This is a genomic window from Pseudosulfitobacter sp. DSM 107133, from assembly GCF_022788695.1.
GTDB lineage: Bacteria > Pseudomonadota > Alphaproteobacteria > Rhodobacterales > Rhodobacteraceae > Pseudosulfitobacter.
In genome coordinates, this window is sequence record NZ_CP085154.1 from 3,515,932 (window position 1) to 3,538,647 (window position 22,716).

Sequence of the window (22,716 nt, forward strand, 5' to 3'; positions counted from 1 at the left end):
TCCGCCCGTACCAAGCACGCCATCTGGAAGCCGTGGTCCGCCTGTGGCACAAGAAGGTCAAAGTTTGCAGCGAGGGTGTGATGTCATCAAAATTCGGAAAAGGGTGCCACCTGCACCTGATCGACGGCTCGGCCTTTATCTTTCGCGCCTACCATGCCCTGCCGCCGCTGACGCGCAAGTCGGACGGGCTGCCGATCGGCGCGGTCGCGGGGTTCTGCAACATGTTGCAGCGCTATGTCGAGGGCAACACCGGCAGCGACGTGACCCACGTTGCGGTGATCTTTGACAAGGGCAGCCACACCTTCCGCAATGATATGTACGACCAGTACAAGGCCAACCGCGAGGCCATGCCCGAGGACCTGCGCCCGCAGATTCCCCTGACCCGCACCGCGACCGAAGCGTTCAACATCGCCTGCGAGGAGAAAGAAGGGTTCGAGGCCGACGACATCATCGCCACGCTCGCCGTGCAGGCCCGCGCCGCCGGGGGCCGCTGCACCATCATCAGCAGCGACAAGGACCTGATGCAGTTGGTGGGCGACGGCGTCGAAATGCTGGACGCGATGAAGAACCGCAGCATCAACCGCGACGGTGTGTTCGAGAAATTCGGCGTCTTTCCCGACCGCGTCGTCGATGTGCAGGCACTGGCGGGTGACAGCGTCGACAACGTGCCCGGCGCGCCCGGCATCGGCATCAAGACCGCCGCGCTGCTGATCAACGAATACGGCGATCTGGACACGCTTCTGGCCCGCGCCGAAGAGATCAAACAACCCAAACGCCGTCAGACCCTGATCGACCACGCCGACCAGATCCGTCTGAGCCGTGATCTGGTGCAACTGGACGAAAACACGCCGCTGGACTTCACGCTGGACGATCTGGAAGTGCGCGACCCCGATCCTGAGCGGCTGTTGGCCTTCCTGGCCGAGATGGAATTCCGCACCCTGTCCAAACGCATCGCCGAGGCGCTGCACGTCGAAGCGCCGGTGATCGAGGACAAGACCCCCGCCCCCGCCGACATGCCCGAGGCCGAAACCGTGCCGTTCAACCCGGACGCTTACGAACACGTCCGCGACGCCGCCGGCCTGCAAGTCTGGATCGACCGCATCCGCGAACGCGGCTGGGTTGCCATCGACACGGAAACCACCGGTCTGAATGAAATGACCGCCGATCTGGTCGGCATTTCGCTCTGCGTCGATCCGGGTCAGGCCTGTTATATCCCGCTGATCCACAAGGACAGCGGCACCGATGATCTGTTCGGCTCGGACGATCTGGCCGAGGGGCAGATGCCGCTGGAACAGTGTCTTGAGATGCTGACGCCAGTGCTTGAGGACCCTGCGGTCCTGAAAATCGGGCAGAACATGAAATATGACGCCAAGATTTTCGCGCAGCTTGGCATTACGGTGGCCCCCATCGACGACACGATGCTGCTGTCCTATGCGCAGCACGCGGGCCTGCACAATCACGGCATGGACACACTGTCGGAACGCTATCTGGGGCACACGCCGATCCCGATCAAACCGCTGCTGGGCTCCGGTAAATCCGCGATCACCTTTGACCGCGTGCCGCTGGACAAGGCCGTGGCCTATGCCGCCGAGGATGCCGACATCACCCTGCGGCTGTGGCAGACCCTGAAACCGCAATTGCACCGCGTCGGCGTGACCAAGGTGTACGAAACACTGGAACGCCCGCTGGTGCCGGTGCTGGCCGCGATGGAACGGTCCGGTATCAAGGTTGACCGCGACACGCTCAGCCGCATGTCCAACGCCTTTGCGCAAAAGATGGCCGGGCTGGAAGACGAGATTTACGAGCTGGCAGGGCGCAAGTTCAATGTCGGCTCCCCCGCGCAAGTGGGCGAAGTGCTGTTCGAGGACATGGGCCTTGAGGGCGGCAAGAAGGGTGCGAATGGCAAATATTCCACCGGTGCCGACATCCTTGAAGATCTTGCAACCGAACATGATTTCCCGCGCCGCATTCTGGACTGGCGTCAGCTCAGCAAGCTGAAATCGACATACACAGACGCGCTTCAGGACCACATCAACCCCGACACAGGCCGGGTGCACACCTCCTATTCCATCGCGGGGGCATCCACCGGGCGTCTGGCCTCGACCGATCCCAACCTGCAAAACATCCCGATCCGCAGCGAAGAGGGCCGCCGCATCCGCGAGGCCTTTGTTGCCGAACAGGGCAAGACGCTGGTGGCGCTGGACTATTCCCAGATCGAGCTGCGCATTCTGGCGCATATCGCGGACATTCCCGAGCTGAAACAGGCCTTTGCCGACGGCATCGACATTCACGCGCTGACCGCGTCAGAAATGTTCAACGTACCGCTGGACGAAATGACACCCGACATCCGCCGTCAGGCCAAAGCGATCAACTTTGGCGTCATCTACGGCATCTCGGGCTTTGGTCTGGCCCGCAACCTGCGCATTCCGCGGGCCGAGGCGCAGGGGTTCATCGACCGCTATTTCGAACGCTTCCCCGGCATCCGCACCTATATGGACGACACCAAGGCGTTCGCCAAAGAGCACGGCTTTGTACAAACGCTGTTCGGCCGCAAGATCCACACGCCCGAGATCGCCAGCAAAGGCCCCCGCGCCGGTTTCGCCGCCCGTGCCGCGATCAACGCGCCGATTCAGGGCACCGCTGCCGATGTGATCCGCCGCGCGATGATCCGTATGCCGGTGGCCATCGCTGACATCCCTGCGACAATGCTGTTGCAGGTCCACGATGAACTGCTGTTCGAGGTCGAAAACGGGTCAGAAGACTCGCTGATCGACGCCGCGCGCAATGTGATGGAAAACGCCGCCGATCCGGTGGTGAAACTGGATGTGAAACTGACCGTGGACGCAGGCAAGGGCGCGAACTGGGCCGAGGCGCACTAACGCTGAACGGTGATCCGCGTCACCATTCGCCGCGCCAGCGGGGCCACGAACAGCACGACCGGAAAGGCCACGGCCCAACTGGTCAGCCACGCGCCCATCCAGAGGCCAAAGAACCCGTACCAAACCTCGGTGGCGCGCAGCATACTGATGCCCGATACAATCAGCGACATCATCCCGCTAAGGCAAAAACCAAAGACGATGTGGGCATATCGGGCGGGAATCATCGGCAGACCTCTCGGGAAGAATACTTAGAGATTTTCCATAATGCCCCGAAACGGTCCACCCTTCTCTGGTTCAAAAAATCCCAGGGTGAGGCCGCAGGCCGAGGGGCAGCGCCCCTTAGGGTCTGGACCCATTAATCTTACGTCGTCAGCGGCAATTTCGCGAAATTTCAGTGGTTTGGGTCGTGCTGCCAATAGTGGTTCTATTTGCAAGCGGCCCAAGCCACTGAAATGAAGTGAAATTGCCGCCCGTCGCTCCGAAGGAGCGCCTAATAATATTGGCACGCCTTCGGCGTGACGGGTTTGACGGATTTTCCCGCAGCCCATTGCCCGGCAGGGCATTGCGCAGCAATGTCCCGAGAGGAGGCGGCGCATCCGTTTGAAATAGAACCACTATTCCTGCACAGATGCTGCTTGTCTGCGGAAAAATCTGTCAAACTGACAACGTAAGATTAATGGGTCCAGACCCTTCTGTATCTCCGATCTGTTATTGTTCCCCCGTCAGCGACCTTGGCCGAGGTCACTGACGGGACGTTGTATGGCGTCAGAGCCTTGTGGCCCAAGTTGAACTGGGACCACGTTTGCTAGCGAGCCAGCACTGTCTCTCTTCATCCATCTCGAACAGTTGCTTGTGGCCAGCTTGGACCACGGATCAGAAGGAAGAGAACATGAACAGGATAACACGAGACGCAATCCTTGGCATAGATGTCAGCCGCGATTGGCTGGACATTCATTGCCTGCCAAGCAATCAGAGACTTCGATTGCCCAATTCCGAGGACGGGCATGCGCGCGTGGGCGCCCTGGCAAAGTCAGCCTGTGCGCTGGTTTGTTTTGAGGCCACAGGGGGGCAGGAATGGCGTCTGTGGTCGGCCCTCGACGTTGCAGGGGTCGCGACCAGGCAACTGCCGCCCGCGCAAATCAAAGCCTTTGCCGCCAGCCGGGGCACGCGGGCGAAAACGGATAGGATCGACGCGGAGCTTATCGCGCGGTTCATGGCCTTTCGGCCTGATGCAGGGCGGACCTTGCCGCATGAAAAGATACGTCTTCTCAGGGCTTTGGTGTCCAAGCGTGGTCAGCTCGTCGAAACACGCAAACGGCTTTTGGCGCAAATCAAGGCGCATGCGAAACTGGGTTCGGATGATCTGTTCGACGTCATGGATGGTGACCTGAAAGACCTACTGGATCGCCAGATTGCAGGACTTGAGGTCCGGATCGAACAGATCATCGCCTCAGAGGAAGGCCTTGCCACGACTGCTGCCATCTTGCGTTCAGTTCCCGGCATTGGCCCGGTCGCCAGCACGATGTTGATCGCTGAAATGCCGGAACTCGGCCAGATCACGGGCGAACAAGCCGCCGCGCTGACAGGCCTTGCGCCCATTGCCCATGACAGCGGCGCGATGCGGGGCAAGCGCGCTATCGGAGGCGGCCGGCGCCCGCTGCGACACGTTATGTTCCAGGCGGCGCTCGTCGCCAGTCACCACAATCCCGTCCTGAAGCCGTTCGCAGACCGCCTTCGCGAAGCCGGAAAACCACACAAAGTGATAATCACCGCCGTCGCAAGAAAGCTTGTGACAATCGTGAACGCCCTTTGCAAAAGTCGACAGAAATGGACTACTCAACTCGCTTGAGAAATACAGTTGCTAGACCGGCTTCATCCAGCCCAGCGTTTTTTCGGTCGGCCCGCCCGGCGTGTACTCTGCCGCCACCCAGCCGTCGTAACCGCTGTCGTCAATCGCGCGGAACAGGGCCGCGAAATCAATCGTGCCAGACCCCGGCGGCGCGCGATCCGGTGCGTCCCCGATCTGGATGTGGCGGATCATCGGGCGCAGCGCCGCAAAAGAGGCCAACGCATCGCCGCTGATCTCCTGGGCATGGTAGCTGTCCCATTGCAGCGCCAGATTGTCGGCACCCACTTCGTCGATGATCCCCGCCGCCAGATCAAAGTCGTTCAGGAAATAGCCCGGCGCGGATGCAGGGCACAGCGGTTCCAGCGTCAGGGTCAGCCCCTTGGGCGCCAGATCGCAAGCGCGTTTCAGGTTTTCCACCATCACGGCACGCGCCCCGTCGCCCTGCGCCACGCCTGCCATCACATGAATGAACCGCACGCCCAAGGCCTGCGCAAACCGCGTGGCGCGGCGCATGTCATAGGCAAACCGCTCTTCGCGCCCCGCCATGGCTGCAAAACCCCGCGCGCCGCCGGTATAATTTGGCGGCGGCGCGTTGATCAGGATCATGTCCAGCCCGTTGCGGCGCAAAGCGCGCTGGATATCCCCGGCGGGAAAATCATAGGGAAACAGCACTTCGACGGCCTTGAAACCCGCCTCCCCCGCCGCGTCAAAGCGGTCGAGGAACGGCAAGTCAGGCCATAAATGTGTCAAATTTGCGGCAAATCGTGGCATAGGTCCATGCTGCCGCAGAGTTCACTGCGCGCCAAGTGCAAAAGCACGGGATCACGGCAATTCGTCCGACGGAATGATGCCAAAAAACGCCCCTTTGGACCACACGCCGAACCAGCCCTCGTGATGGGTGCCAATATCAACCAGCCGGTAAAAGCTTTTGCGGTCAATCAGCGCCTCAAGGTTACGACGCACAAGGACATAGGGCGATGGCTCTCCGGTATCAGCATCACGCACGACGCGGATCGGCGTGTCGGGGCCTGCGACCGTGATGTCGTCGGTCTTGGTCACAAAGGTCAGCACCTGGTCCTTGCCCGCGCCCTCGGCGTCAAAGTCGACGGCCACAAATGGCGCGTCCTCGACGGTGATCCCGACCTTTTCGACTGGCGTGACCAGAAAGTAATCATCGCCTTCACGCTTGAGAATCGATGCGAACATTTTGACCAGTCCGGGCCGCCCGATGGGCGTGCCTTGGTAAAACCAGGTGCCGTCGCGCTTGATTTGCATGTCCAGATCGCCGCAAAATTCGGGGTTCCACTTGTCAACAGGTGGCAACCCGCGTGTTTTTGCCGCTTTTATCGACGCAACAAGACTGTCTGCGTTGGGCGTCACGGTTTTTTGTCCGCTCATGACTGGAAATTACCCCTTCCGGCTTTTGCTATTTCGCGTTTGCGCGATACGTTGTCATACAGTGCAATATAACCTGCGAGAGTGAAATGTCATGAGTGACGCCGAAAACATGGTGGCCGAGATCGAAGCGTTGGGTGAAAAGCTGGCCGAGGCCAAGGCCTCGATCACACGGCGGTTCATCGGGCAGCCGCGTGTTGTCGATCTGACGTTGACGGCGCTGTTGTGCGGCGGCCACGGCTTGCTGATCGGTTTGCCCGGCCTTGGCAAGACACGGCTTGTCGAAACACTCAGCACGGTGATGGGTCTGGACGGCAGCCGCATCCAGTTCACGCCCGACCTGATGCCCGCCGACATTCTGGGCTCCGAAGTGCTGGACACCGCTGCCGACGGCAGCCGCGCGTTCCGTTTTGTGCCGGGACCGGTCTTTTGCCAATTGCTGATGGCGGACGAAATCAACCGCGCCTCGCCACGCACGCAGTCGGCGTTGTTGCAGGCGATGCAGGAAAAAACCGTGACCGTCGCGGGTGAAGACCGCCCGCTTGGCAACCCCTTTCACGTTCTGGCCACGCAGAACCCGATTGAGCAGGAAGGCACCTACCCCCTGCCCGAGGCACAGCTTGACCGCTTCCTTGTGCAAATTGATGTGGCCTACCCCGACCGCGCGACCGAGCGTGACATCCTGATCGCCACCACCGGCGAGGCCGAGGCCCAAGCGGTGCCCGTGTTCTCGGGCGGCGAACTGCTGGCGGCACAACGGTTGCTGCGGCGGATGCCGGTGGGTGACAGCGTCGTCGAGATGATCCTTGATCTGGTGCGCGCCTTCCGGCCCGATTCCCCTGATGCCACAGCGCAGGTGCGCGAAACTGTGGCATGGGGCCCCGGTCCGCGTGCGTCGCAGGCGCTGATGCTGGCCGTGCGCGCCAAGGCGTTGCTGGATGGCCGTCTGGCCCCCTCGGCCGAGGATGTGGTTGATATGGCGCGGCCCGTGCTGAGCCACCGGATGGCGCTGAACTTTGCCGCACGGGCGCGGGGCGACAGCCTGGTTGACCTGATCGAAACCACCGCAGCGGGCCTGTCCCGTCGGGCCGCCGCGTGACGCCAGACCCGATCACCCTGCGCCAGTCAGCCGAGGACCAGGCCGCGCGCCTGCCGGCGCTGCTGGCCCGTGCCGAGCAACTGGCCGGTGCCGTCCTGTTGGGCGATCACGGACGCAGGCGTGCGGGTACGGGTGATGATTTCTGGCAGTACCGCCCGGCGCAAGCGGGCGACAGCCGCCGGATGATCGACCACCGCCGCAGCGCAATGGGCGACACGCAATTCGTGCGCGAACGCGAATGGCAGATCGCGCAATCGGTGATGCTGTGGTGCGATCAGGGCGCGTCGATGCGCTTTTCCAGCACCGACGCGCTGCCAACCAAGGCCGAGCGGGCGCGGACGCTGACACTGGCGCTGGCGATCCTGCTGGTGCGCGGCGGCGAACGTGTTGGGCTGACCGGCACGCGCCTGCCCCCACGACGCGGACGGATGCAGGTGTTGCGACTGGCCGAGATGCTGTCAGAAGATGCCGACGACGATTACAGCCCGCCCGAACACCGCGCGATGATCCCCCATGCGCAGGCCCTGTTTGTATCGGATTTCCTAGGTGACATGGGGGATGTACAACTGGCATTGACCAAGGCCGCCGACCGCGGTGTGCGCGGTGTGTTGATGCATGTTCTGGACCCCTCGGAAGAGGCCTTTCCCTTTCGCGGGCGGACCATCTTTGAAAGCATCGGCGGTACTCTGCGGCACGAAACGCTGAAAGCGAACGACCTGCGCGACCGCTATCTGGAACGTCTGGCCGCCCGCAAAGCCGAGCTTCAGCGCCTGTGTGCGCTGACCGGCTGGCACTATGGCGTGCATCACACCGACAGCAGCGCGCAATCGGCGCTGTTGTGGCTGTACCGGGCGATGGACCGTTCCGTGATGGTGCGCACATGACGGTTCTGGGTGGCATCGGATTTACCGCACCGTGGTTGCTGGTGGCTCTGGCGGCTTTGCCGATCCTGTGGCTGATCCTGCGTGCGGTTCCTCCCGCACCGATCCGACGGCGTTTTCCCGGTGTTGCGCTGCTGTTGGGGCTGACCGATGCAAACGCAGTGTCAGACCGCACGCCCTGGTGGTTGATGCTGTTGCGGATGCTGGCCGTGGCGCTGGTGATCCTTGGCCTGTCCGGTCCCGTGATGAACCCACAGACCGAGCGTGCGCGTGAAAGCGGCCCGCTGCTGGTGGTACTGGACGGCACTTGGGCCGGGGCCACCCACTGGCCGCAAGTGATCGAAACATTGCAAGGCGAACTGGAACGCGCCGCCGCGGATGCCCGCACGGTGGCCGTGCTACAACTGACCCGCCCCGAAACGCCTGTGTTTCAAGCGGCGAACTCATGGGCCGCGCGGCTTGCAGGGTTGAGCCCCGAACCGTGGCAACCCGACAGCACCCAGATAGACCAGGCCGTTGCCATGATCGCGCAAACGGGTGCCGACAGCGCAGTCTGGGTCGGTGACAGTCTGGCCTATGACGGACAAGACCGCGTGCTTTCTGCACTGGAATCGCTGGGGCCTTTGACAGTGATCCAGTCGGGCCAGAACACGTTGGGCATGATACCCGCCACCTATGAGGACGGGGCTGTGCAACTCACCGCGCTGCGTGCCGCCACTGGCCCTGCACGCGCCGTTACCGTGCTGGCCCAAGGGCGCGATCCGGCGGGCAACCCGACCACGCTGGCCACCGCACAGGCCGAATTTTCCGATGGCGCGACCGAGGCACAGACTGCGCTGGTCCTGCCCGCCGAACTGCGCGCCCGCATCACCCGCTTTGAAATTCAGGGCGGACGCAGTGCCGGTGCGCTGACCCTGACCGACGACAGTCTGCGCCGCCGCGAGGTCGCCTTGATCGAGGGGCGCACGGACCGTGAAGGGCTGGAGCTGTTGTCGCCGTTGCACTACCTGCATCAGGCATTGGCCCCCACTGCCGATCTGATCGACGGCGCGCTGACTGATGTATTGCCCGCCAACCCTGACGTGATCGTGCTGGCAGATGTGGCGACTCTGTCCGACAGCGAAACCGACGATCTGGCCGCCTGGGTCGAAAATGGCGGGCTGTTGCTGCGCTTTGCCGGCCCGCATCTTGCCGCAAGTGATGTGAGCCGCGATGCCATCGACCCGCTGATGCCCGTGCGCCTGCGCAGCGGTGGCCGTGCCGTTGGCGGCGCAATGAGCTGGGGCGAACCCAAATCGCTGGCCCCCTTCCGCGACAGCTCGCCGTTTTTCGGCCTGAACATCCCCGATGACGTGCGGGTCAGCGCGCAAGTGATGGCCCAGCCCGGCCCCGATCTGGCCGAAGCGGTCATCGCCGACCTGTCCGACGGCACGCCGCTGGTCACCCGCAAACGCATCGGCCAAGGGCAGGTGGTGCTGTTTCATGTGACCGCCAATGCCGAATGGTCCACCCTGCCACTGTCGGGCCTGTTCGTGGAAATGCTGGAGCGGCTGGCCGTGTCCTCGGCCGGCACAGCGCCCGAGGCTGCCGATCTGCAAGGCACCATCTGGCAACCCGAACAGGTGATGGACGGCTATGGCATGCTGCGCGATGCAGGCACCCTGCCCGGCATCGCAGGCCCCACGCTGGTCGATGCCCCGCTTGGGCCGCAAATGCTGCCGGGCATCTACGCCTCGGACGACCGCTTTCTGGCGCGCAATGTGCTGACGACCGATGCGGTGCTTACCCCGACCGTCTGGCCCGCCCGCGTCGCCGTGACCGGATTTCGCAGTGCCCCGCCCGAAGCCTTGGGCGGCCTGCTGATGGCGCTGGCGCTGTTGCTGCTGGCAGTGGATGTGGTGGCGTCGCTGGCCTTGTCCGGGCGACTGGGACCGACCCGTGGGGCGGTGGCGGCACTGGCGCTGCTCTTGATGGTGCCGCAAGGCGCTGATGCCCAGAACGAGGACATCCAGCGCGCCATCGAGGCCACATCCGAGGTCGTTCTGGCCCATGTGCTGACCGGAAACGCCGATGTGGACGAGATCGCCCAGGCCGGCCTGCGGGGCCTGTCCGACACCTTGTATTTCCGCACCTCGGTCGAACCTGCCCTGCCGATGGGCGTGAACCTTGAAACCGACGATCTGGCGTTCTTCCCGCTGCTCTACTGGCCCATCACCCCCGACCAGCCCCGCCCCTCTGCCGAGGCCTATGCGCGGCTGAACGACTATCTGCGCTCGGGCGGGCTGATCCTGTTCGACACCCGCGACGCCAATGTCGCAGGCTTTGGCACCGCCAGCCCCAATGGCCGCAAATTGCAGGAACTGGCCGCGCCGCTGGACATTCCGGCGCTGGAACCGGTGCCCGCCGACCACGTGCTGACCCGCACCTTTTACCTGCTGCAGGACTTCCCCGGCCGCTACACCAGCCGCGAGGTCTGGGCCGAGGCCGCGCCGCCCGGTGCCGAACAGGTCGAAGGCATGCCGTTCCGCAACCTCAACGACGGGGTCACGCCGGTGGTGATCGGCGGCAACGACTGGGCGGGGGCCTGGGCGGTTGATAGCGCTGGCAATCCGATGCTGCCCGTGGGCCGCGGCTTTGGCGGGGAACGCCAGCGTGAACTGGCCTACCGCTTTGGCGTCAATCTGGTGATGCATGTGCTGACCGGCAATTACAAAAGCGATCAGGTCCATGTGCCTGCCTTGCTGGATCGGCTGGGCCAATGACCGGAACCGTGATCTTTGACCCGCTGCTGCCGTGGACATGGCTGGCCGTATTGGCCGTCATCACGCTGGCCGGTGTAACGCTGGCGCTGGTCCGTGGCCTGCGCGGCTGGGCCTTGCGCGGGGCGGCGGCGCTGGTGGTGCTGGCCGCATTGGCGCAACCTTCCTACCAGGTCGAGGACCGCGCGCCGCTGAGCGACATCGTGATCCTGGCCGAAGACACCAGCGCCTCGCAAAGCCTGCCGGGGCGCAGCGAACAGACCGCACAGGCTGCTGACGCGCTTGAGGCGCAACTGGCCGCACGCCCCAACACCGAAGTGCGCCGCATCACCGTGCCGGACGCCGAGGGCGACGGCGGCACCATGCTGATGCGCGCCTTGTCCGACGCGCTGGCCGAAGAGCCGCAGGCACGGGTCGCCGGCCTCATCGCGCTATCTGACGGACAGGTGCATGATGCTGATATGGCGCTGGCCCTGCCTGCACCGCTGCACCTGCTGCAATCGGGCTTTGCCGACGACTGGGACCGCCGCCTGACCGTGGTCGGCGCGCCTGCCTTCGCAATCATCGGGGAGCCGGTCACCCTGACCCTGCGGATCGAGGATATGGGTGCGGCCCCCCTGTCCGAACCCTTTGCGGAGCTGGACATTTCCGTTGACGGTGAAGAGGCCCAACGCTTCCGCATCCCCGTGGGTCAGGACATCGACCTGCCCGTGACCCTGCCGCACGGCGGGCGCAACGTGATCCAGTTCACCACGCCAGCCAAAGAGGACGAGCTGACGCCGCGCAACAACACCGCGCTGATCCAGATGAACGGCGTTCGTGACCGGCTGCGCGTTCTGCTGGTGTCGGGCGAACCGCACGCAGGCGGGCGCACATGGCGCAACCTGTTGAAATCCGACAGCTCTGTCGATCTGGTCCACTTCACCATCCTGCGCCCGCCCGACAAGCAAGACGGCGTGCCAGTGGGAGAGCTGAGCCTGATCGCCTTCCCGACGCGCGAGCTGTTTCTGGAAAAGATCGACGACTTCGACCTGATCATCTTTGACCGCTACAAGCGGCGCGGCATCCTGCCTGCGCTCTATCTGGAGAATGTCGCCAATTATGTGCGCAAGGGCGGGGCCGTACTGGTTGCAGCCGGACCGGATTTTGCCACCGCTGACAGCCTGTTCCGCTCGCCTTTGGGGGCGGTGATTCCCGCCGTGCCCACCGCCCGCGTGCGCGAAGAGGCGTACCGCCCCAAGGTGACCGAACTGGGCGAGCGTCACCCCGTCACCACCAACCTGCCGTCGCGTGGCGACTGGGGCCGCTGGTTGCGCCAGATCGACGTGACACCCAATTCCGGCAACGTGGTGATGTCGGGGATCGACGACCGCCCGCTTCTGGTGCTGGACCGCGTCGGCGAGGGGCGCGTTGCCCTGCTGGCCTCGGATCACGCGTGGCTGTGGTCGCGCGGCTACGAAGGCGGCGGGCCGCAGCTGGAACTGCTGCGCCGGCTGGCGCACTGGATGATGAAAGAACCGGAACTGGAAGAAGAGGCGCTGACCGCCACGGCGACCGGTCAGTCCATGCAGATCGAACGCCGCACTCTCAGCGATACCGTGCCCCCCGTGACCGTCACCGCCCCCGATGGCACCAGGACCGAACTGACCCTGCGCAACGTGGCCCCCGGCCAGTTCATCGCGGATTACCAGGGCCCCGAGATCGGTCTCTACCGTCTGGAAAACGGTGACCAAAGCGCCGTCATCGGCCTTGGCCCCGCTGCCCCGCGCGAATTCATAAACACTGTCGGCACCGCCGAACTGCTGCAGCCCGCCATAGACAGCACACGCGGCGGCACGCTGCTGCTGGAGGACGGCCTGCCCGACATTCGCAACGTCCGCGAAGGCCGCCCCGCCGCCGGACGCGGCTGGATCGGCCTGACCCCGCGCAATGCGTTCGAAACCCGCGACGTGCGCGCCACGGCACTGCTGCCTGGCTGGCTGGTGCTGATGCTCAGCGCGCTGTTCATCGTCGCCGCATGGCTGCGCGAGGGCCGTCGCCGCTGACACTTCATCTTGCCCGGTAAACTCCGGGGTGAGGCCGCAGGCCGAGGGGCAGCGCCCCTAGCGCGCCACTTCAATCTCGACCGAGGCTGATTGCCCTGCCGCGTCCACCACCGAAATCCGGCTGAACCCGGCGCCGTCCAGCGCCAGCGCCACTTCGCGCTGTCGCAACCCTGCGACCACGGGCGCACCGTTCAGCAGGACGGTCAGCGGCAATTGCCCGCCCCGCATCTTCACCGTCAGCCCGTCACCCCCCGCCAGCACCGCGCCGCCGGGGGGAAAGGCCACGGTCAGCGTATCCGCCGAACGCACCGCGCCAAAGCGCGCATCAAAGCGTTGCAACGGCTGCGGCAGGCGGGCGGTGGGCACGATCAATGTCTCTGGCGGTGGTGGCGGCAAAGGATCGCGGGTGGATTTCAGGCGGCCAAAGGCCTCGAACAGCACCGGTGCCGCCAGCCCGCCGCCAAAGGCGCCTGGCACCGGCGTGCCATCCGGCCGCCCCATCCACACTCCGATCACATGCCGCCCGTCATAGCCCACCGCCCACGCATCGCGGTGCCCGTAGGAGGTGCCGGTCTTATAGGCCAGTCCCGTCACACCCGCCCCCGCTGGCGGCGGGATATCCGACAGGATGTCGCCCACCTGCCACGCCGCTGCACGCCCCACGAGGCGGGCCAAGGGCGCCTCTGGCGCTGCGGCCTCCAGATGCAAGCGCGGACCCGCGCCGCCTTCGGCCAGTGCCGCGTAAAGCTGAACCAGATCGCCCAGCGTCAGCCCGACACCCCCCAGCGCCACCGCCAGCCCCGGCTGGCCCTGCACCACCGGCGTTGCCCCGCTGCGGCGCAGGGCGGCCATCAGACGGGCGGGGCCAAGCGCTTCGGTCAGGGCTACGGGCGGGATGTTCAGCGACAGTTGCAAAGCCTGCCGTGCTGTGATGTCACCGCGAAACATGCCGTCAAAGTTCTGCGGTGCATAGGTGCCAAAGGCGGTCGGGCGGTCGGGCATGATGGTCTCGGGATGCGCCAGCCCGCGATCAAAGGCCAGCGCATAGATCAAAGGTTTCAGCGTCGAACCGGGCGAGCGCAGGGCGCGGGTCATGTCGACGAACCCCTGTGCGCCATCGCCATCCGCATAGTCCGCCGACCCGACCGAGGCGAGTATCTCTCCGGTCTGGTGATCCGCCACCAGTATCGCCGTCGACACCCCGCGCGGCTGGTCGCGCACCACGCGGGCGGCCAGCGTCTCAAGCGCGCTTTGCAGGCGCGCGTTCAGGGTCGTGTCATGGCGCACCGTCAGCGGATCTGTGGCCACCAGATGATCCCCCACATGCGGCGCAAGGCGCGGCATATCGGACATGCGCAAGGGCACCGGCGCGTGGGTTGCGGGCAGGTCCAGACGCGCCAGAACGCGGTCGCGGGCGGCAAGGGCCGCTGCCGGATGGCGGTCGGGTCGACGGCCTTCGGGTGCTTGGGGCAAGGCGATCAGCAGCGCCGATTCCGCCGGGGTCAGACGTTTCGGTGGTTTGGCGAACCATGCACGGGTGCCCGACTGGATCCCCTCGACCGCGCCGCCATAGGGCGCGTGTTGCAGGTACAGCGTCAGGATCTGATCCTTGTCCAGCCGCCGCTCCAGCGCCCAGGCCACGCGCATCTGGCGCAGCTTGCCCGCCCAGCGTCCGGTCCCCGAGTTTTCCAGCAACCGCGCCACCTGCATCGTCAGGGTCGAGCCGCCGGACACCACATCACCGTTCCACGCCGCCTGCCCCGCGGCCCGCACCAGCGCCATCAGGTCAACGCCGTTGTGGCGGGCAAAGCGTTTGTCCTCGTAGGCGATCAGCATCTGCACAAAGGTCGGATCGACATCCGCCAGCGCCACCGCCAGCCGCTGCCGCCCGTCCTCGACCGGATAGGCACGCAGCAGCGTGCCGTCGCGCGCCCGCACCTCGACAGAGGTTTCCGCCAGCACTGGCGGCAACACCGTGGCCGCAACCCAATCGTCCCGCGCATCGCGCAGGCCCGCCGTCAGGGCCAGCCCCAGCGCCAAGGCAATCAGGCTGCGTCCGCCGATCATGGCGTGACGGTCACGCGGCCCGTTGCGGTCACGGCGCGGTACTCGGGGCGATACATATCCTGCACCAGCGCCGCCGGATGGTGATAGTCGCCCGGGCTGATCGCACGCACCACATAGGCCAGCTGGAACGCATCATCGCCACGGTGATCCACCGCCGCCACAAAGCGTTCGGCGCGGAACTGTGCGGTTTCCGTGTCGGCCAGCTTCAGCCAGTCCAGCGCGCCAATGTCACCCGAGCGCAACAGGTTGGGGTTGTCGATCTCAAGCCCCGCAGGCAGCGCATCATCCACGATCAGACGCGCGCCCACTTTCTCGAACGGTTGGATGGTCAGCACAACCACGCGCCGTTCACCCGCGGCAAAGGGGCCGTCCGCCGGGTCCCCCTGCAACGTGTAGTACTCACGCTTGATCGCATAGCCATAGCCGCCCGCCTCCGGCGCCACCAGCGGCACGCCGTAGGTGGTCAACGTCACGTCCGTCGGCGCACCCGACACGTTGCGGATGCTGTGCGGGGTGCCGCCGGTCTCCAGCGTCTGGATCACCGGACCGCTGGCAGGCTGGTCGTCGACGGTCAGGCCGGGGTTGGCCGTATCCTCGTTCAGCGCCTGCGCCGCCATCAGCACCTGTGCCGCCTCTTGCGTGGACAGGCTGCGGCTGGTGTTGCCGATGCGCGCGGCCACTGCAGCGCGGTCGATGGCGTTGCTGCCCGACAGGGCCACCAGTTTCAGCACACCTGCGGCATCACGCAAGGGCGTACCAAAGTCCGAGCGCCAGCCCGTCGTTCCCCGCGCGCTTCGATCCATCTGCGCGCTGGCCTTGGCGAACAACTGGTCCGCGCGCAGCTGGTCGCCGTACATCGCCAGCGCCGCGCCCAGTTGGGCGGTGGCCAGCGGCGTGCCGAAATCGTCGCCCTTGGTATCTGCGTAATACCGCAGATCGCCCATGGCCGCGGCCCCGTTGCGCGCCAGAACCAGCAGCGCATAGGCGATGTCTTCGCCGCCATTGTCAAAGTCTGGGGCGTAGTTCACGCGGTTCTTCAGGTTGTCGATGGCCAGATCATAGGCCAGATCCGGCACGACAAACCCCTTGGCCCGCGCCTGGGTCAGGAAGTCGGTCACATAGACATCCAGCCAGAATTCACCCGATTGCGCGCGCCACAGGCCAAAGGCGCCGTTGCTGTCCTGCCGCGCCAGAACCCGACGTACCGCGTCGTTGATACGCTTGGGCAGGTCGGTGATCCCTGCGGCAGGGGCAAAGTCGCTGAGGTACAGCAGCGGCAGCGCCGCCGAGGTGACCTGCTCTGTGCAGCCATAGGGATAACGGTCCAGCTGCGTCAGCAGCCCCGGCACGTCAAAACGCGCCAGCGGACCCGCCGCCAGCGTCGCCCGTGCCGAGGCCGGTTGCAGCCCTGCCAGCACGTTGTCGTCAAAGGTAAACACCTCACCCGCGCCAAGGCTGAACCGTCGCGTGGTGGCGGTTTCGGGATCGGTCACCCGCACGCCCAGCGCCAGCGCCTTTGTCAGCACTTTGCCTTCCGGCGTCGTGAGCGTAACGGTGACGTCATAATCACCCGCCTGCGATGCACTCAGCGGAACGGTGATGCGTTGCGTTGCACCCTCTGCCAGATCGAACGATGCAGGTGCGGTGCCCAGTTGTAGCCCGTCGGATGCCAGCGCCAGTTGCACGGTCCCCGCCGGTCCTTCCGCATGGACCACGTCCAGCAACAGGCGGCTGGTGTCGCCGGGGGCCAGGAAGCGGGGCAAGGCGGCTGTGACCACGACCGGATCACGCGCCAGCACATCGGTTTGCGCCTGCCCGACCGAGGAAGCGGACCATGCAACCGCCATCAGCTTGATCGTGCCATTGAACGCAGGGCGCGGGATGGTGACAGTTGCCGTACCATCGGCACCGACAGTCACGGGGCCGGTGAACCATGACATCAGTTCCTCGGTCGGCGGCGGCGATTGCAACCCGTCCAGTCCGGCAGCATCACCGCCCGAACGGACAACGCCCAGCGCACCGTTCATGCCGTCGATCAAACGGCCGTAGACGTCGCGCATTTCAACACCCAGACGGCGCTGGCCGAAGTAGTGGTCCGACGGGTCGGGGGCCTGATAGTTCGTCAGGTTCAAGATGCCCACATCAACCGCCGCCAACGTGACAAAGGCGGTTTCGCCCGCGGTGATGCCATCAACCTGCACTGTCGCGTCAAAGCTGCCTTTTTGTCCGTCCACCGCCTCGGGTGCGGTCACGTTGACCGCCAGTTGCCGCGCCGCGGGGTTCACGGCGGCATGGGCCACGCCCAGCGCGCGCGCCGGGTTCTGCCCGGCCTGCACGTCCATCGGACGGATGACCGACGCGGTGACATAAGCCCCCGTACCCCAATCCGCGCCCACGGTCAGCGGCACGATGTTTTCGCCCGCCGTCACCTCGACGACGCGGCGTTCGATCACGCGGTTCGACGCCACGGTGATCAGCGCCGTGCCGTCGTAGCGTGGGACCAGACGCAATTGCGCGGTGTCGCCCACGTCAAAGCTGTCGGCGTTCAGCGACAGGTCCAGACGGTCGGGCGTGTCGGTGCCTTCGCCCGCGCCATACCAGCCTGCGTAGAAGTTGACCGACGACGCGACATAGGGCGCGCCCGTGGACTCAACCACCAGCTCGTATTCGCCCCACTCGGTCGCGGCCTGCACCTGTACAGGATCCTGGCCCAGCGTCGCGGTGCCCGAGGCGACGCGGATGCGGCGGGTGGTCGGTTCCCAGTTCCAGTTGCCGTACATCTGATACCACTGATACCGCGTCTCGACACGGTTCACGGTCCATTTCACCGGCAGCGACCCTTCGGTCGCAATCAGCTCGAAGCGCGCGCTCGACATTTCCGGCAGCACATCGTCAAAGGCGGGATTGATCCCGATCATCACGCCCTCGGACGCGATGGGGGCGGTGATCTGGCGTTCGACCGGACGGCCCGATCCTTCGGACACGCGCACGGTCACGCGGGCTTGCAACAGCTGTCCTTCGGGGTCCACGTCGGGCAGGTCCAGCGGCAGGGTCGCAAGGCCCTGCGCGTCGGTACGGGCGGCGTCCAGAAAGCGGGTGCGCGCCGAAAAGCGGGTGTCGTAGCGGCCAAAGCTGTAGCCGGGCCAGTCGTCCAGACCGTCACGGCGCAGCACACGCACGTCGCCTTCGATCGCCAGATTGGCCCCCGCCGCGCCAAACAAATACCGAGCGTCGATTTTCAGGGGCGGCGTGTCCGTCAGACGCAGCGGCGCGTCGGGCAGGGCCAGGTCAAAGTCGATGCGCTCGGGCAGGAAATCCTCGACCAGAACGGTCTGGGTGGCCAATGGCGCGGCCTCCAGATCGGACTTCAGGTCCAGCCGCCACGCGCCGCGCGGCACGTCGGTGCCCAGCGGCAGGTTGAACACATGCCCCCCGGCCTGCGCGTTGGTGGACAGCGTGCGGCTGTATTCCACGCCATCGGGGCGGGTCAGGATTGCAGTCAGGGGCAGGCCCTGAATGGCATCCGCCGTGCCGTCACGGGTCAGCGCGGTGACGTTGATCACATCGCCCACGCGATAGGCGCCACGGTCGGTCGCCATGAACGTGTCGATGGGCGGCGCGGGCGGACGGCCCTCGACGCCACGGTCGGACAGATCGAATGCCGGATCGGTCAGCGGCAGAAACGCCATATCCTCGGGGTTCTCGTCGCTGCCGATCTGCGCCACCAGCAGCGCAGGCGCGGATGCGCCGGTGCCACGCACCAGACCGGCATCAAAGGTGGCAAAGCCGTCGGCACCCGAAGTCACCTGACCCAGCACCACGTTGGCCCGCGACACCAGTGTCAGGGTCACGCCCGCCTGCGCCTGTGCCGTGCCCAGAGAACGGGTCGACACGGTCAGCCCGTCGATGCCCTGCCATGTGGACAGTCCCAGATCTGTCAGCACAAACCACTGGCTGGCCGTCACCGCGTCATAGCCTTCGACATCCGGCTGGCGGGCGGTCAGAACGTAGATGCCGGTGGGCTGCCCTGCCAAAGCGTCGCCCAGTGGCAGGCGGGTGGTGGTGTCGATGTTCAGATCGTTCTGAACCTCGGCAGTGCCGGTCCAGACCTCCTGGGCGATCTCGTCGGCAAACTGGCGATCCTGATAATAGGACATCGGCGCGCCAAAATAGCTTTCCTGAATGGCACGCAGCAGGTTGCGGTCGGACACGCGGCGCAGGTCCAGATTAACCTGCGGCATGTTCACGGTTTCAATCGGCAGGGCCGCATCGGCACTGCGCGGCAGCACGTAAGCGCGGCCCGGAAAACGTACAAGAGGAGCGCGATCTCGTACATAAAGGTTCAGCGTGACATCACGGGCCAGCGTTTCCCCGCTGGCGGCGGGCAGGCCGCTGCGAAAGGTCACCTCGTAACGTGCGCCGTGCTCAACCCCGTCCAGGCACAGCTGGCGGTCCTCGGCCTGAACCACCAGCCCGTCCACGGCCACGCGCACGAAAGGTTCGTAATCAACGCCCGAAGCGGCCAGATCTTCGGAAAACTCGGCGCAGATGCGCGGGCTGGCGGCATCGTTGTCCACGCGGTGTTCGACCACGCGGAACCCGTATTTGCGGATCGCATCCTCAAGGTCCCTGTCAATGTCGTCGCGCGGCTGGATGTCATAGGCCAGACGCAGCGCCGGGATCATGTCGCGGCCACGGTTCAGTGCCTCAAGGGCTTCGGCCATGCCTTGCAGAGCGGCGGCGCGGGCTCCGGCACCATCCGCACGCAGATAGGCGTTGATCGTCGCGGGCAGCGCCTCGCGGCGGGACTGGCGGCGAAAATCAGACGGGTCCGAATTGCCAAGGCGCAGGCCGTGATAGGCCCAGTTTTCCCACAGATCACCCCGGTCGGTCAGCGCCAGCGCGGCACCCATCCAGCGCATTCCGGTCACACGGTTGTTCTGCCCGAACGCCTTGGACGCGGCATCAAGAAGCTGCTCGGCGCTGCGCCCGTTCACCGCAAAGCGGATCGAAAACCCCTCGGCCAGCCTGCGTGCAGCCTCCAGATCACCCGAGCCGAGAAACGCCAGATCAGCGACGCGCGCGGCCTGTTGGGCCAACACACGCGGGTCGGTCGCGACGCGTTCGGCGGAAAAGGCACCCTCATAGGGCTTGCGTTCGGTCAGGGCGGATTTGGGGAAACAGGCGTTGGACCGGCTGTTGAATGTAAAACCGACACAGGCGCTGTTGGCATCACAGGCGTTGGTACAGGCCGATTGTGTGGTGTCAAAAAGCGGCGTCAGGTCGGCACCGTAAAAATCTATGTCGCGCGAATAGACATAGCGATGATCGGGGACAACATCTTGTGCCATCGTGGACGTCACCCACGAAAAGATCAAAGCAGCACAGACCAAAACAAAACGTGTCATCAAAATATCCTCCGACCTAACAAGGCCCGAGGTTGCCACGCGCGCGCCTGCATTGGCAACGATTCCTACAGAACTTAAGCCGCTCTTTACCTTGATGGGCGAAACCTGTTGGCGAACGGATTCTGACTCGGACCAATGCGGAGGCACCATGTCGCTGGCCAACAAACTGGCGGAAGAACGGCGTGGCCGGCTGGCCGCTGAACGGCTGCTTGAGCTCAAGCAATCCGAACTGGCCGCTGCGCGCCGCAAACTGGACCGCCATGCACAGGAGCTGAGCGCCGAGATTGACGAAACCCGTGCCGAGGTTGCAACCGTGCGCGATGAAAACATTCGCGTCAAATCCGATCTCAGCGTGGCCCACCACAAGGTAGAAGTGGCCGAGCGGCGGCTGTGGCATTCCATTGAAACCGTGACTGACGGCTTTGCATTTTTTGACGACACCAACCAGATGCTGGCCGCAAACCGCGCCTACCTGACGATTTTCGATGGTATGGAATTGATCCGCCCCGGCGTGAACTACATCACCATCCTGCAAGTATTGACCGACGAAGGGATCGTGAACACCGGCGATATGGCCCCGGATGACTGGCGCGCCATGATGACGCAGCGGTGGATGGCTCCCTATCCCGAACCGACAACGATCCGGCTGTGGAACGATCAATATGTCAAGCTGATCGACCGCCGTGGCCCCGGTGGCGATATCGTGTCGCTGGGCCTGAATATCACCGCTACCGTTGTCTATGAGGCGCGGCTGAAGGAAGCCCGCGAAGTGGCGGAATCCGCGAACCGGGCCAAATCAGCATTTCTGGCCAATATGAGCCATGAAATACGGACCCCGATGAACGGTGTGGTCGGCATGGCAGACCTGTTGACCGACACCGGCCTGAATGAAGAGCAGCGTTTGTATGTCGATACCATCCGCAATTCGGGCGAGGCGTTGTTGACCATTATTAACGACGTTCTGGACTATTCCAAGATCGAGGCGGAAAAGCTGACGCTGCACCCGGAGCCCTTCGATCTGGAACGCTGTATTCACGAGGTTATCATGCTGTTGCAGCCAGCCGCGCGTGAAAAGGATCTTAAACTTCTGCTGGATTACGACCTGTTCCTGCCCACCCGCTTTGTCGGAGATCCCGGACGGATCAGGCAGGTTTTGACCAATCTGATCGGCAATGCCGTCAAGTTCACATCTGCGGGTCACGTTTTGGTGCGCGTCACCGGCGTGCCCGCCGATCAGGGCGGTATGGGTCAGGTGAACATCGCCATCGAAGACACGGGCATTGGCATTCCCGCAGATAAGATCGACCACATATTCGGTGAATTCAATCAGGTCGAAAACGAGCGGAACCGCCAGTTTGACGGCACCGGGTTGGGGCTGGCCATTTCGCAACGGCTGGTGAAATTAATGGAAGGCAAGGTCTGGGTGACCAGCGAAGAGGGTCAGGGCTCGTGTTTCGGCTTTTCTCTGAACCTTGAGACCGCAGAGCAAGAGGTGCCACGCCACCCTGCCATTCCCAAAGGGGTGCACCGCGTGATGGTGGTGGACGACATTGCCGCCGACCGTTTGATTCTAGAGCGTCAGATGCAGATGCTGGGGCTGAACGTGGTATCGTGCAAGGATGGCGCAGGGGCATTGCAAATGTTGAACGACAGCATTGATCTGGTGTTGACCGATCACAACATGCCCGACATGGACGGGCTGGAATTGGCACAGGCAATCCACAACGCGGGCCACCAGATGCCCGTGATTCTGCTCAGCACCAATCCCGGCTACGCCGACCGTGACCCCGCACGCAAATACCTGCACGCCCTGATGCAAAAACCGGTGCCGCGCCGCGAATTGTTCACCATGCTGGAAACCTTGGGCCCGATCGCACCGCCCAAGGCCGAGATGCCCGAGCCGAAGGCAACCAGCTTGCGCAAAATGCGCGTGATGGCGGCCGAAGACAACAAGACGAACCAACTTGTGCTGCGCAAGATGCTGGCACATCTGAACATCGACCTGCAATTCGCCAACAACGGTGAGGAGGCCGTGGCGCTGTTCCAAAGTTTCGCGCCCGATCTGGTCTTTATGGATATTTCAATGCCCAAGATGGACGGCAAGGACGCCACCCGCGCCATCCGCGCGCTGGAAGCCGAAAGCGGAACCGCGGTGCCCGTGGTGGCCCTGACCGCACATGCGATGGATGAGGAAGAAGCCACAATCATGGCCGCGGGCCTGAACCATTATCTGACCAAACCCCTGCGCAAGAACGCGCTGGAAAATCAGGTTCTGGCCGCCTGTCCCGAGGGGGTGCAGCCCCCCCTTTCCCAACAGGCGCAGGCCAGCTGAAA

The 22,716-nt window shown here is 64.4% G+C and carries 12 protein-coding genes; 7 read left to right on the forward strand and 5 right to left on the reverse strand.

The window, feature by feature from the left end; translation table 11 throughout:
- Positions 1 to 80 precede the first annotated feature (80 nt).
- Entirely contained in the window at positions 81 to 2,879 is a 2,799-nt protein-coding gene (polA, locus tag DSM107133_RS17505) for a DNA polymerase I (RefSeq protein WP_114292860.1), read from the forward strand.
- Here polA and DSM107133_RS17510 read toward each other — a convergent pair.
- Positions 2,876 to 3,052: a DUF2798 domain-containing protein gene (locus DSM107133_RS17510; RefSeq protein ID WP_347568681.1), complete on the reverse strand. Its 177-nt coding sequence runs from the start codon at positions 3,050 to 3,052 to the stop codon at positions 2,876 to 2,878. The two genes, polA and DSM107133_RS17510, sit on opposite strands and share 4 nt — an antisense overlap.
- A 716-nt stretch (positions 3,053 to 3,768) precedes the next feature.
- Between DSM107133_RS17510 and DSM107133_RS17515 the strand changes: the two genes are divergently transcribed.
- Positions 3,769 to 4,728, forward strand: coding sequence for an IS110 family transposase (locus DSM107133_RS17515; protein WP_243253540.1), 960 nt, complete (start codon positions 3,769 to 3,771; stop codon positions 4,726 to 4,728).
- A gap of 12 nt (positions 4,729 to 4,740) precedes the next feature.
- Here the strand turns inward: DSM107133_RS17515 and DSM107133_RS17520 are convergent, their stop codons facing one another.
- Both DSM107133_RS17520 and DSM107133_RS17525 read right to left on the reverse strand, forming a co-directional pair.
- Complete coding sequence (locus DSM107133_RS17520) at positions 4,741 to 5,499, reverse strand: TIM barrel protein (protein WP_114291695.1); 759 nt, start codon at positions 5,497 to 5,499, stop codon at positions 4,741 to 4,743.
- A 51-nt stretch (positions 5,500 to 5,550) separates the two neighbouring features.
- Entirely contained in the window at positions 5,551 to 6,126 is a 576-nt protein-coding gene (locus DSM107133_RS17525; protein ID WP_114291696.1) for a DUF1285 domain-containing protein, read from the reverse strand.
- A 91-nt stretch (positions 6,127 to 6,217) separates the two neighbouring features.
- On the opposite strand from DSM107133_RS17525, the gene DSM107133_RS17530 reads away from it, so the two are divergent.
- The 4 genes from DSM107133_RS17530 to DSM107133_RS17545 are packed head-to-tail and all read left to right on the forward strand — an operon-like array spanning position 6,218 to position 12,907.
- Entirely contained in the window at positions 6,218 to 7,222 is a 1,005-nt protein-coding gene (locus DSM107133_RS17530; RefSeq protein ID WP_114291697.1) for a MoxR family ATPase, read from the forward strand.
- Positions 7,219 to 8,106, forward strand: coding sequence for a DUF58 domain-containing protein (locus DSM107133_RS17535; protein WP_114291698.1), 888 nt, complete (start codon positions 7,219 to 7,221; stop codon positions 8,104 to 8,106). The genes DSM107133_RS17530 and DSM107133_RS17535 overlap by 4 nt, the downstream gene beginning before the upstream one ends.
- Entirely contained in the window at positions 8,103 to 10,865 is a 2,763-nt protein-coding gene (locus DSM107133_RS17540) for a DUF4159 domain-containing protein (protein ID WP_114291699.1), read from the forward strand. Before DSM107133_RS17535 ends, DSM107133_RS17540 begins: the two co-directional genes overlap by 4 nt.
- Positions 10,862 to 12,907 carry a hypothetical protein gene (locus DSM107133_RS17545; protein WP_114291700.1) on the forward strand — a complete coding sequence of 682 codons (2,046 nt, stop codon included), beginning with the start codon at positions 10,862 to 10,864 and terminating at the stop codon, positions 12,905 to 12,907. Before DSM107133_RS17540 ends, DSM107133_RS17545 begins: the two co-directional genes overlap by 4 nt.
- A 57-nt stretch (positions 12,908 to 12,964) precedes the next feature.
- Here the strand turns inward: DSM107133_RS17545 and pbpC are convergent, their stop codons facing one another.
- A complete protein-coding gene (gene pbpC, locus DSM107133_RS17550) occupies positions 12,965 to 14,974 on the reverse strand; it encodes a penicillin-binding protein 1C (protein WP_114291701.1) in 2,010 nt (669 codons plus the stop codon).
- On the reverse strand, positions 14,971 to 20,382 hold the full coding sequence (locus tag DSM107133_RS17555; protein WP_114291702.1) for an alpha-2-macroglobulin family protein: 5,412 nt from the start codon (positions 20,380 to 20,382) through the stop codon (positions 14,971 to 14,973). The genes pbpC and DSM107133_RS17555 overlap by 4 nt, the downstream gene beginning before the upstream one ends.
- Positions 20,383 to 20,530: 148 nt before the next feature.
- On the opposite strand from DSM107133_RS17555, the gene DSM107133_RS17560 reads away from it, so the two are divergent.
- Complete coding sequence (locus DSM107133_RS17560; RefSeq protein ID WP_114291703.1) at positions 20,531 to 22,714, forward strand: response regulator; 2,184 nt, start codon at positions 20,531 to 20,533, stop codon at positions 22,712 to 22,714.
- Positions 22,715 to 22,716: the final 2 nt, after the last annotated feature.

Coding starts and splice junctions, on each gene's coding strand:
- DSM107133_RS17530 (WP_114291697.1), top strand. CDS start 6,218: ATGAGTGACGCCGAAAACATGGTGGCCGAGATCGAAGCGTTGGGTGAA.
- DSM107133_RS17555 (WP_114291702.1), bottom strand. CDS start 20,382: ATGACACGTTTTGTTTTGGTCTGTGCTGCTTTGATCTTTTCGTGGGTG.
- DSM107133_RS17545 (WP_114291700.1), top strand. CDS start 10,862: ATGACCGGAACCGTGATCTTTGACCCGCTGCTGCCGTGGACATGGCTG.
- DSM107133_RS17515 (WP_243253540.1), top strand. CDS start 3,769: ATGAACAGGATAACACGAGACGCAATCCTTGGCATAGATGTCAGCCGC.
- DSM107133_RS17510 (WP_347568681.1), bottom strand. CDS start 3,052: ATGATGTCGCTGATTGTATCGGGCATCAGTATGCTGCGCGCCACCGAG.
- DSM107133_RS17560 (WP_114291703.1), top strand. CDS start 20,531: ATGTCGCTGGCCAACAAACTGGCGGAAGAACGGCGTGGCCGGCTGGCC.
- pbpC (WP_114291701.1), bottom strand. CDS start 14,974: ATGATCGGCGGACGCAGCCTGATTGCCTTGGCGCTGGGGCTGGCCCTG.
- DSM107133_RS17525 (WP_114291696.1), bottom strand. CDS start 6,126: ATGAGCGGACAAAAAACCGTGACGCCCAACGCAGACAGTCTTGTTGCG.
- DSM107133_RS17540 (WP_114291699.1), top strand. CDS start 8,103: ATGACGGTTCTGGGTGGCATCGGATTTACCGCACCGTGGTTGCTGGTG.
- polA (WP_114292860.1), top strand. CDS start 81: ATGTCATCAAAATTCGGAAAAGGGTGCCACCTGCACCTGATCGACGGC.
- DSM107133_RS17520 (WP_114291695.1), bottom strand. CDS start 5,499: ATGCCACGATTTGCCGCAAATTTGACACATTTATGGCCTGACTTGCCG.